9 protein-coding genes and 2 pseudogenes are annotated in these 10,862 nt (G+C 34.4%); 9 read left to right on the top strand and 2 right to left on the bottom strand.

What is annotated here, in order from left to right; translation table 11 throughout:
- Positions 1-203: pseudogene (locus I4N53_RS06495) on the bottom strand (IS110 family transposase); the annotation flags it as partial.
- A 418-nt stretch (positions 204-621) separates the two neighbouring features.
- On the opposite strand from I4N53_RS06495, the gene cas4 reads away from it, so the two are divergent.
- The 4 genes from cas4 to I4N53_RS06475 all read left to right on the top strand — a co-directional run bounded on the left by cas4 (position 622) and on the right by I4N53_RS06475 (position 3,490).
- The gene (cas4, locus tag I4N53_RS06490) at positions 622-1,119 is read left to right on the top strand and encodes a CRISPR-associated protein Cas4 (protein ID WP_214495878.1); all 498 of its coding nucleotides are present in this window, start codon (positions 622-624) and stop codon (positions 1,117-1,119) included.
- Positions 1,116-2,108, top strand: a complete 993-nt coding sequence (gene cas1b, locus I4N53_RS06485) for a type I-B CRISPR-associated endonuclease Cas1b (protein WP_214495877.1) — start codon at positions 1,116-1,118, stop codon at positions 2,106-2,108. The genes cas4 and cas1b overlap by 4 nt, the downstream gene beginning before the upstream one ends.
- Before the next feature lie 16 nt (positions 2,109-2,124).
- Positions 2,125-2,388: a CRISPR-associated endonuclease Cas2 gene (cas2, locus tag I4N53_RS06480; protein ID WP_012996174.1), complete on the top strand. Its 264-nt coding sequence runs from the start codon at positions 2,125-2,127 to the stop codon at positions 2,386-2,388.
- A gap of 322 nt (positions 2,389-2,710) precedes the next feature.
- Positions 2,711-3,490: an MBL fold metallo-hydrolase gene (locus I4N53_RS06475; RefSeq protein WP_214495876.1), complete on the top strand. Its 780-nt coding sequence runs from the start codon at positions 2,711-2,713 to the stop codon at positions 3,488-3,490.
- A 36-nt stretch (positions 3,491-3,526) separates the two neighbouring features.
- On the opposite strand, the pseudogene I4N53_RS06470 reads toward I4N53_RS06475, so the two are convergent.
- Positions 3,527-4,900: pseudogene (locus I4N53_RS06470) on the bottom strand (amino acid permease).
- Positions 4,901-5,334: 434 nt separating this feature from the next.
- On the opposite strand from I4N53_RS06470, the gene I4N53_RS06465 reads away from it, so the two are divergent.
- The 5 genes from I4N53_RS06465 to I4N53_RS06445 all read left to right on the top strand — a co-directional run bounded on the left by I4N53_RS06465 (position 5,335) and on the right by I4N53_RS06445 (position 10,478).
- Entirely contained in the window at positions 5,335-5,775 is a 441-nt protein-coding gene (locus tag I4N53_RS06465; protein WP_012996171.1) for an ACT domain-containing protein, read from the top strand.
- Positions 5,776-5,787: 12 nt separating this feature from the next.
- A complete protein-coding gene (locus tag I4N53_RS06460; protein WP_012996170.1) occupies positions 5,788-7,044 on the top strand; it encodes a homoserine dehydrogenase in 1,257 nt (418 codons plus the stop codon).
- A gap of 2 nt (positions 7,045-7,046) precedes the next feature.
- The gene (gene thrC / locus I4N53_RS06455; RefSeq protein WP_214495875.1) at positions 7,047-8,099 is read left to right on the top strand and encodes a threonine synthase; all 1,053 of its coding nucleotides are present in this window, start codon (positions 7,047-7,049) and stop codon (positions 8,097-8,099) included.
- A complete protein-coding gene (thrB, locus tag I4N53_RS06450) occupies positions 8,092-9,018 on the top strand; it encodes a homoserine kinase (RefSeq protein WP_214495874.1) in 927 nt (308 codons plus the stop codon). The genes thrC and thrB overlap by 8 nt, the downstream gene beginning before the upstream one ends.
- 89 nt (positions 9,019-9,107) lie before the next feature.
- Positions 9,108-10,478 carry a S41 family peptidase gene (locus I4N53_RS06445; RefSeq protein ID WP_214495873.1) on the top strand — a complete coding sequence of 457 codons (1,371 nt, stop codon included), beginning with the start codon at positions 9,108-9,110 and terminating at the stop codon, positions 10,476-10,478.
- Positions 10,479-10,862 lie beyond the last annotated feature (384 nt).

Below are 10,862 nucleotides of genomic sequence, written 5' to 3'. Positions count from 1 at the left end.
ATAAGGTTGCTTTTGCTTGAGAATATGATAAACTATAATTAAAATGCTATGTGCTACTGCAACTGCTGCTCGGTTTGCTCCTCTTCGAGCAGCGATGCGGTGGTACTGACTTGAAAGATAGGTATCTTTTGCTCTTGAGGCAGCTAAGAACACAAATGGGCAGCAGAAGGGAACTGTTCCATATTCGTGCCGATTTCGGCTATGTGGGAATAAACTAAATCCATGAAAGAACCAACTCTGATGGTGCCGCAGTTACGGCATAGAGGTCTATAAGGAATTGAGATTCTATCTGTGTTATTGATTAGTCTATACCTATTGGTCTTTAGCTTACTTAATAAGGATTGAAACTAAAAATAAAAGGTAAAAATGTTTGAATATATTTTTAAGTCAACAATTGAATTTTTTGACTATTCATATTACTATACAAAGTGGCTGAATAATTAAAAAGGAGTGGCTTATTTATGTTGAAGCGTATATTACTTATAAGTCCAATCCAAAGCTTTCTTACAAGCAAGCCTTAAGCTTTAGCTGCTTTCTATTAAAAATCTTTTACAAGGCCTAGTGAAGTTTTGCGATAAATAGTTTAAAAAAATTTTGGATGTTTTTGATAAAGGTGATACCATGGAATTTGAAGTTACAGGGGCATTAATGCAAAGTTATACCATTTGTAAAAGGCAGGTTTGGCTTATGGCACATCAATTAGTGCCTGACCAAGAACATCCTTATATTGAAATAGGTAGGCTCATTGATGAAAATTCTTATCAAAGAGATAGAAAAAAGATTCACTTTGAAAATGTGGTATTAGACCTTGTGAGAATAGAAAAAGATAATATTTTAATTGGTGAGGTAAAGAAAAGTTCAAAAGCAGCTGAAAGTGCGAAAATGCAACTTTTATTTTATCTTTATAAGTTAAAACAAAGCGGAATATCGGCAAAGGGGCAACTTTTCTTTCCAGAAGAGCGAAAAAGAGAAATAGTTGAACTAACGCCAGAACTTGAGGATAAAATAATTGAGGCAATAAATGAGATAAAAGAAATTGCTTTACATGAATTACCTCCTGCTTTTTTAAAAATACCTTATTGTAAAAATTGTGGGTATAAGGAGTTTTGTATGTCATGAAAAAGACGATTTACATTTTTTCAGATGGGGAATTGAAGAGAAAGGACAGCACTTTGTTTTCTGAAGGAGAAAATGGAAGAAAATTCATACCTGTTGAAAATACTTGTGAAATAATGATTTTTGGAGAGGTAACCCTTAACAAAAGATTTCTTGAGTTTTTAACCCAATCTGAGATTATACTTCATTTCTTTAATCATTATGGATATTATGTAGGTTCTTATTATCCAAGAGAACATTTAAACTCAGGTTATATGATATTAAAACAAGCTGAACACTATAATGATGAAAGTAAAAGGCTTTATCTTGCACAAAAATTTGTAGAAGGGGCTTATAAGAATATAAGGCAGGTTTTAAAATATTATTCAAATAGAGGTAAAAATTTGGAAGATGCTATTTATTCCATAGAAAAATTAGGTGAGAGTGTCGATTCAACTTCTACAATAAACGAATTAATGGCAATAGAAGGAAACATTAGGGAATATTACTATAGGACTTTTGATGAGATAATTCAAAATCCCGATTTTAAATTTGATTTTAGAAGCAAAAGACCGCCTCAGAATTTTTTAAATACTTTAATAAGTTTTGGAAATTCTTTAATGTATACGGTAGCTTTAGGCGAGATATACAAAACCCATTTAGACCCCAGAATAGGTTTTTTGCATGCTACTAATTTCAGGCGTTTTTCTTTAAATCTAGATGTTTCAGAGATTTTTAAACCTATTATTGTAGACAGGACGATATTTACTTTGCTTAGCAAAAAAATGGTGACTAAAGAAGACTTTGAAGAAGATGCAGAAGGATTGTTGCTTAAAGAAAAAGGGAAAAAAGTATTTGTGCAGGAATTTGAAGATAAGCTTGCTACAACCATTAAACGCAGAACTCTTTCTCACAATGTTTCTTATAGGAGACTTATAAGGTTAGAGTTGTATAAGTTGGAAAAACACTTGATTGAGGAGGAGCAGTACAAGCCTTTTATTGCACAATGGTAAATTTAGGTGATAGGATATGTTTTTAATTTTAGTATACGATGTGAACGAGAAAAGGGTCAATAAGGTTTTAAAGACTTGCAGGAAATATTTACATTGGGTTCAAAATTCGGTTCTTGAAGGAGAAATTTCTGAAGCAAATTATAAAAAACTCAAATTAGAATTAGGAAGAATAATAGACAAAGAAGAGGATTCAGTTATTTTTTATATTTTGCGGACTACCAAATATTCTGAAAGAGAAATCCTTGGGCTTAGAAAAGGTGGAGAAGATATAATTATATAAGAAATCCAAAAATTCGACAAAGAAGGAATCATCTATTTACCGACTTTGATAGTACCATGAGAGAGGAGTTATTTTCCTCTTATATTTTTAAGTTATCAACTTATCCACAAATAAATGTGAATATGTTGATAACTTGGTGTTGAAATTCTCTTAGCTAGAGCATGGGAAATTTTTAGATTATGAAAAATTTGCACACAGATCAAATGTGAATAACTGCTTTTCGCTTTAAAAAGAAAATTTCTTCACTTGCCCTAGAAAAATTGTTATAATTAATTGCGATAGTAAAAGAAAGGGGGATACCCGCAATGCGGGTATATGGACTATGAAATTTTGCTCTTTAAGGTCAGGAAGTAGTGGAAATGCTATTTACATCAATCATAAAGATGTACATATACTTATTGATGCGGGTTTAAGCGGCAGAACAATTGAAAGAGCGTTACTTAACATAGGCGTCAACCCTAAAAGCCTGTCTGCTATTCTTATTACTCATGAGCACAAAGACCATATTAAAGGGGCAGGAGTGCTTTCAAGGAGATACAATATACCTATATATGCCAATAAAGCTACGTGGGATGCGATGGAAAAAGACATAAAAGAAATTTCCGAAAAAAACAAATTCTATTTCACAACAGGGGAAGAATTTGAAATTGGAGAAATAAAAATAATACCCTTTAAAAAGCCCCACGATGCTGTGGAGCCGGTAGGTTTTTCCTTTAAATGCGGAGACAAAAAAATTTCCGTTGCCACTGATTTAGGGTACATGACAAGAGGAGTTGCAAATCATCTTATAGGTTCTGATGTAGTACTTTTAGAATCAAATCATGATATACAAATGCTTATTAATGGTTCATATCCTTGGCCTCTTAAAAAAAGGATTTTATCTAATTTAGGACATCTTTCTAATGATGCAGCTGCAGACACTTTGATGAAACTTTTTAAAATGAAAGCAATAGGTATAGCTTTTTTAGGCCATTTAAGCCAAAATAATAACAGACCAGAACTCGCCTTTACTACTGTAACGAATATGCTTAAAAAATCGGGAGTAAAGTTTGAAGTTCGCCTGGCTTTAAGAAATATTGAAAGTGATTTGGTAGAAATATAAAAAATGCGGCAAAGTTTTGGGCTTTTGCCGCATTTTTTATTGATATTCTTTTAATTTGGCTAATATACTGTGATATCTCCCATAACCAAAATAAATAAAAAGCCCTATTACAAACCATACAATAAATCTAACCCATGTTTGCCAGGAAAGAGATAACATAAGCAAAAGGATAAAAAAAATGGCCAAAATAGGTGTCAATGGTACACCTGGAGCTTTAAAATTTCTTGGCAATTCGGGTTGCTTGTATCTCAATACTATAACAGCAGCAGAAGTTATTATAAGAGCAAACATAGTACCCATATTTACAAGCTCTGCGATTATGTCTATTGGCAAAAATCCCGCTGCCAGAGTTGTTACAATCATTATGAGATATATAGAGAAAGCGGGTGTTCTAAATTTTGGATGAACTTTTGAAAAAGTGGGTGGAAGCAATCCATCACGAGATATAGCAAAGATTATTCTTGTAGCACCATAAAACATAACTAATAGCACGGTGGTAATAGCTATTATAGCACCTAAAGAAACAAGCCCTTGTGCCCAGTTTAAACCTATCAAACCTAAAGCTTTTGCAACAGGAGCTGTATCTTTTAACTCTCCATATGAAACAACACCTGTCAAAATTGCTGAAACAGCAATATATAAAAGAGTACTTATTCCGAGGGAACCCAAAATTCCAATAGGCATATCTTTCGCTGGATTTTTTGTTTCTTCAGCAGCAGTAGAAACTGCATCAAAGCCCATATATGCAAAAAAAACAATTGCAGCACCTTTAAAAACACCTTACCAACCATAAGGCATAAAAGGTTGCCAATTAACTGGCCTTACATGGGATATGCCAACAAAAATAAAGAAAAGTACCACAAACACTTTAAAGGCAACCCCGATATTATTAATAGTTGCTGTTTCTTTTGCACCGATGTAATTTAAAATGGCGATAATAATAAGGATTCCTATTGCTGGAATATTAATAAGTCCTCCTGAGCCTTGCAAGGAAGAATGAGTAGCCCAACCGGGAATATTTACCCCTAGGCTTGAAAGAAGATTGGTAAAATAACTGGACCAGCCCAAAGCTATTGCAGGAAGTGCAAGGACGTACTCAAGTATTAAATCCCATCCAATTATCCACGCAATAAATTCTCCCATTGCGATATATGCATAATTATAAGTGGAACCTGCAATTGGGAACATTGATGCTAATTCTGCGTAAGAAATTGCAGCGAAAGCACAAGCCAGTCCTGCTAAAATAAAAGAAAGAACAATTGAAGGGCCAGATTTTTCAGCAGCGGCGACACCAGCAAGAACGAATATACCTGTACCTATAATTGCTCCCAATCCTAATGCGACAAGGTCAACTGCTGTCAATGACTTTTTAAGTTTATATTGTTCACTTTCTGCATCAGCTAATATCATTTCTAAAGTTTTCCTTCTAAAAAATTCCTTTGAATGTGTCACTAAATTACCTCCTTATAGCAATTAATTATTAAATTAAATTTTTCAATCAGAAACCTCATACCTTCTTTTCCAGTATAAAAACAAAAGTATTTATCACTTTATTATGATGATATATTATTACGCTATTGTATTAAAGCAAAATAATACTACATTTAACTTTTTAAAATACTAGTTAAAAATACAAAGCAAATAAAAATATCTTAAAGAACCGTTTTAAAAAAATGAGAGAAGCACGTAATTTTATAAACAATTATAGAGTATATATCTATTTTCTGTCAATGGCTTTTTTCTAGTAAACGTGACCTCCTATTGATTTTTATAATTTAATGTGATAAAATGTATATCATATATGGAATATTGTCTATTCAAAAAGAACAATAGGAGGTGAAATTGTGGGGGAAGATAGTAAACTTTATATAATAAGAGAGGAAATCCTTTCGGATTCTCTTAAAAAAACTTTAAAAGTAAAAGAATTATTAGAATCAGGTAAAGTGAGAACTATCAATGAAGCAGTAAAACAAGTAGGTATTTCTCGAAGTGCTTTTTACAAGTATAGAGATTATGTCTTTCCCTTTTCTAAATTTAGCAAAGGGAAAATCATAACTTTATCTATGCTGTTAGACCATATGCCAGGTGTGCTTTCTTCTATTTTGGATGTGGTAGCAAAAGCAAGGGGCAATGTTGTCACCATAAATCAAAGTATGCCTTCTATGGGTGTAGCCAATGTGACAATTTCTGTTGACACCCAGTACATGGAAATGAGCTTAGAAAATTTTCTTGAAAAATTGTCTAGTCAAAACGGAGTTAGGAAGATAGAAATTTTGGGAGAATGAGAGGGATTGAGAATGAAAATAGGACTAATGGGGCTTGGCACAGTTGGAACAGGCGTAGTTCATTTAATAAACCAAAACGGTAAAAACATTGAAAAAAAGTTGGGGGAAAAAATTGAGATAAAGAAGATACTTGTAAAAGACCCTAATAAAAAAAGGGCATCCTTTGCAGAAGGGAAAATAACTTTTGATGCAAACGACATTTTAGAAGATGAAGAAATAGATGTAGTGGTTGAGGTGATGGGGAAAGAACATCCTGCTTTGGAATATATCATAAAAGCCCTTAAGAAAGGCAAGCATGTCGTCACTGCTAACAAAGAAGTTATAGCAGTTCACGGGAAAGAGCTAATAAAACTTGCAACTGAAAATAAAGTAAATCTTCTCTATGAGGCATCAGTTGGTGGAGGCATTCCAATTATCAGGCCATTAAAACAATGTCTTGCGGCGAATAAAATATACGAAATCAAAGGAATATTAAATGGAACTACAAATTATATATTGACAGAAATGAAAGAAAAAGGTTTAGACTTTGAAGAAGCTTTAAAAGAGGCTCAGCAAAAAGGTTATGCAGAAGCAGACCCCACAGATGACGTGGAAGGTTTCGATGCGGCAAGAAAACTTGCTATACTCTGCACTTTAGCATTTAACAAATTCATTTTGCCTGAAAAAATTTACACAAAAGGTATAAAGTCCATTTCTAAATCTGACATAAAATATGCCGAAGAATTGGGGTACCATGTAAAACTCATAGCTTATGCAAAAATTGACGAAAACGAGCGATTAGAAGCATGGGTACATCCTGTTATGATAAAAAAAGACAATCCTTTAAGCAGCGTAAATGGAGTCTTTAACGCTATTTTAGTTGACGGAAATGCGGTAGGTGAAGTCATGTTTTATGGGCAAGGAGCGGGTATGATGCCTACTGCTAGTGCGGTTGTTGCAGACATAATGGATGTGAAAAACCACATTGTAATTCAAAATGGCTGCGAGGATGCGGACCTTCTTCCTGTTGTGGATACTGCATCCAAATATTATATAAGACTCATAGCCATTGATAAACCTGGTGTAATGAGCAAAATTACTGGAATATTAGGAGACAAAGGGATAAGTCTTTTATCGGTGGTGCAAAAAGGGGTTTTGAAAGATACTGCAGAGATTGTTTTGATTACTCATATTGCGAATACAGGGAAGGTGTTTGAAGCTTTAGATGAAATACAAAACATGAAAGAAGTAGAAAGCATAGAAAGCGTCATAAGAGTAGAGGAGGAATAATAGTGAAGTGGCAAGGACTAATAAAAGCTTATAGAGAATTTTTACCTAAAATAAAAGAGGAAAACATAGTTACTTTAAAAGAAGGCAATACACCTCTTTATGAGGCTATAAATCTTCAAAAACTTTTTCCAGGCATAAAAATATATCTGAAATATGAAGGGTTAAACCCAACAGGTTCTTTTAAAGACAGGGGTATGACTGTAGCAGTATCGCAGGCAAAAGAAGAGGGCTCTAATGCAGTCGTGTGTGCTTCAACAGGAAATACTTCTGCTTCTGCAGCTGCCTATGCAGCAAAAGCAGGTCTTAAAAGCATCGTACTCATACCTGGTGGCAAAATTGCCTTAGGAAAGCTTGCTCAAGCAATTGCTTATGGTGCTAAAGTCATTGCCATAAATGGAAACTTTGATGATGCCTTAAAATTGGTTAGAGAAATTTCGAAAAAATTTCCCATAACTTTGGTGAATTCCATAAATCCTTATAGATTAGAAGGACAAAAGACGGCTTCTTTTGAAATATGTGATGAACTCAAAGATGCACCCTCTTACGTTGCCCTCCCTGTTGGAAATGCGGGGAATATTACTGCCTATTGGATGGGCTTTAAAGAATATTATAATGCCAAAAAAATAACGAGACTTCCTAAAATGTTAGGTTTTCAGGCTGCTGGGGCTGCGCCTATAGTTGAAAACAGAGTAATTGAAAACCCAGAGACTATTGCAACAGCTATACGAATAGGCAACCCTGCCAGCTGGCGAAAGGCAGTTGCTGCAAGGGATGAGTCGGGTGGACTTATTGACAAAGTTACAGATGAAGAAATACTAGAAGCTTATAACCTTTTAGCTAAAAAGGAGGGCATTTTTGCAGAGCCTGCTTCAGCAGCTTCTATTGCAGGGGTTATAAAAAAATACAACGAAGGATTTTTTAAAGAAGGAGAGTCTGTTGTTTGTGTGTTAACTGGAAATGGCTTAAAAGATCCAGATACAGCTGTTAAATTAGGAGGAGAAATAAAAACGATAGAGGCAAATCTAAAAACATTGGAGGAAGTTTTGTATGGATAGCGATATGGTGCAGGTGAGAATTCCTGCTTCTTCGGCAAATTTGGGACCTGGTTTTGACTGCATAGGAGTGGCACTAAATTTGTACACAGAAGTTTCTATGGGATTTATAGAAAAAGGGCTTATTATAGAAGCTTCAGGAGAGGACTATAAAGAAATAGAGACGACAGAGAATAATCTTGTTTATAAAGCGGCTAAAATAATTTTTGAAAAAACAGAAACACACTATAAAGGCTTAAAAATAGAGATAAAAAATGGCATTCCTATAGGCAGCGGTCTTGGAAGTAGTGCTGCAGCGATAATTGGCGGGATGTTGGCGGCAAATGAACTTGCAGGGGGTATTTTAACCCATGAGGAGATTTTAAACCTTGCAGCTTCCATGGAAGGACACGCCGACAACGTAGGTCCTGCTCTAAATGGAGGACTAAATGTAACAGTTTTTGATGGAGTAAATACTTATTATGTAAAAAAAGAATTAGAAAATGATTTAACGTTTATTGCTTTTACTCCAAAGAAAGTTTTAAAGACGGAAATAGCAAGAAATATATTACCACCAAAAATAGACTTTAAAGATGCTGTATTCAATACAGGTAGGTCTTCTCTTTTGACAGCTGCTTTGTTTAGCGGAAGGTACGATTTGCTAAAAATTGCAAGTCAAGATATGCTCCATCAAAAATATCGATCTAAACTTATACCTGAAATGTATGCCTGTTTTGAAAAATCTTTAGAAGCAGGAGCTTATTCTGCTTTTCTAAGTGGGGCAGGTCCTACAATTATGGCTATTTGCCCAGAAGATAAAGTAGATAAAGTAGTGGAAAGTGTGGAAAGTGTGTATACTTATATGGGAATTGATTACAGAGTATACAAACTCCATTGTGAAAACAATGGTGCTCAAGTTTCAAAGGTTTCTCTATCAATATAGGGAAACCTTTAATTTTGGATGCATTGTGATATAATTAAACTAACAGGAAAGAAAGAAATTATAACTTTTTAAGGATGGAGGTATATATTGTGAAGAAATTTTTGCCGCTATTTTTGACATTTATCCTTGCAATAAGTGTTGTTTTTGCTATTCCAGTTCCTGCTTTTTCTGAGACTTCAACACAGATTCAAGAAGACCAGCAATTATATGATAACCTTGCGGACATTGGTTCTATAATGAAGTATATAAAAGATAACTACGTAGGAGATGTGACGTATGAGCAACTTAAAGAAGCGGCTTTAAAAGGAATTTTTTCAAGCCTTGATGAGTACAGTACATATTTTACAAAAGAAGAGTTCAAAGATTTTACTAAAAATACTTATGGAACTTTTAGTGGGACAGGAATGGTCTTGGCCGAAAAGGACGGAAAAATTGTTGTAATTTCTGTTTTAGAAGGTTCGCCTGCTGAAAAAGCTGGAATCAAAAGTGGCTATATCTTAAAAGCAGTAAACGACAAAAGCATTGAGGGGATGAATATAAACGATGTAGTAAATATGATAATAGGGGAGGAAGGTACAAAAGTAAAGGTTACGTTTGACGTAGGAGGGACAACAAGAGAATTTGAACTTACAAGGCAAATAATTCGAGTCAACCCAGTTTCCTATAAAATAATCCAGGGAGTTGGATACATAAAAATACAAGAATTCAATGAGAATACTACATCTAGTATAACAAAAGCATTACTTTACATGGACAAAAACAATGTAAATAAAATAATCCTCGATTTGCGGGACAATCCTGGCGGCTTATTAACAGAGGTGGTAACCGTTGCAAACTTCTTTGTTCCAAAAGGGGTTGTGGTGACTGTAGAGAAAAAGGATGGAGAGGATGAAGTATATTATTCTTATCTTAACAATCCTAAGTACAGATTAGCGGTTTTAATCAATGGCAATACTGCTTCTGCAGCTGAAATATTAGCAGGAGCCATACAGGATACAAAAGTAGGTATATTAGTGGGAGAAAAATCTTTTGGAAAAGGAACTGTCCAATCGGTAGTGCCACTGCCGGATGGAAGTGGCTTTAAGCTTACGATTGCAAGATATAAGCTCCCTTCAGGCAGATATATTGATAAGCAAGGCTTGAAACCAGATATATATGTGGCAAGTACTCAATATACTCCTTCGATTAAATTTAACGGTACGTTAAAGGTGGGTTCCAAAGGAAATAATGTAAAAATTCTACAGAAACATTTAAATATCTTGAAATTTAATGCTGGTCCGGAAGACGGCATTTTTGGTCCTAAAACAGCAAACGCTGTAAAAGAATTACAAAAAAAAGCGGGGCTGACTCCAACAGGGGTTTTTGATAAAAACACATACGATGCAATGGTTAAAATGCTCGAAGAATTAAATAATAAGGATAATCAGTTAGATAAGGCAATAAAAGTATTAAACAGCTAAATATGCTGAAAAGAAAGGTGCACTAATCGTTACGGCTGCTGGAAATGACAGTTTAGATGTTGGAAATAGAAAAGAAGTTACAGAATTTGCAAATGAAAAATATGGACCTCTTGGCTATGAATTCAAAGGGGCAGGATTTTATGCACTGGCAACTTTGACAAATGTTGTAACCGTGTCTGCTACAGGACAAATGCAAAAGGCTCCTTAAGGTTTTATCTTAAGGAGTCTTTTTTTAGAGTAATTTTTATCTTTTAAGACAATAAAATTTTATTTTTGCATATCAGTAATCGATATTTTTTTAACAATGTACATTTTACGTGGACAAATGTATTTGATAGTGTAAAATTTCAGTAGGTGATGAAGCAGGAAAATGGGGTATGGATG

Origin of the sequence: Thermoanaerobacter sp. CM-CNRG TB177 (assembly GCF_018588165.1) — a bacterium.
Taxonomy (GTDB): Bacteria; Bacillota; Thermoanaerobacteria; order Thermoanaerobacterales; family Thermoanaerobacteraceae; genus Thermoanaerobacter; species Thermoanaerobacter thermocopriae.
This window is presented reverse-complemented; position numbering and strand designations above follow the sequence as displayed.

Excerpts from the sequence above, each read along its gene's own strand:
- cas4 (WP_214495878.1), top strand. The coding sequence starts at position 622 with ATGGAATTTGAAGTTACAGGGGCATTAATGCAAAGTTATACCATTTGT.
- cas1b (WP_214495877.1), top strand. The coding sequence starts at position 1,116 with ATGAAAAAGACGATTTACATTTTTTCAGATGGGGAATTGAAGAGAAAG.
- cas2 (WP_012996174.1), top strand. The coding sequence starts at position 2,125 with ATGTTTTTAATTTTAGTATACGATGTGAACGAGAAAAGGGTCAATAAG.
- I4N53_RS06475 (WP_214495876.1), top strand. The coding sequence starts at position 2,711 with ATGAAATTTTGCTCTTTAAGGTCAGGAAGTAGTGGAAATGCTATTTAC.
- I4N53_RS06460 (WP_012996170.1), top strand. The coding sequence starts at position 5,788 with ATGAAAATAGGACTAATGGGGCTTGGCACAGTTGGAACAGGCGTAGTT.
- thrB (WP_214495874.1), top strand. The coding sequence starts at position 8,092 with ATGGATAGCGATATGGTGCAGGTGAGAATTCCTGCTTCTTCGGCAAAT.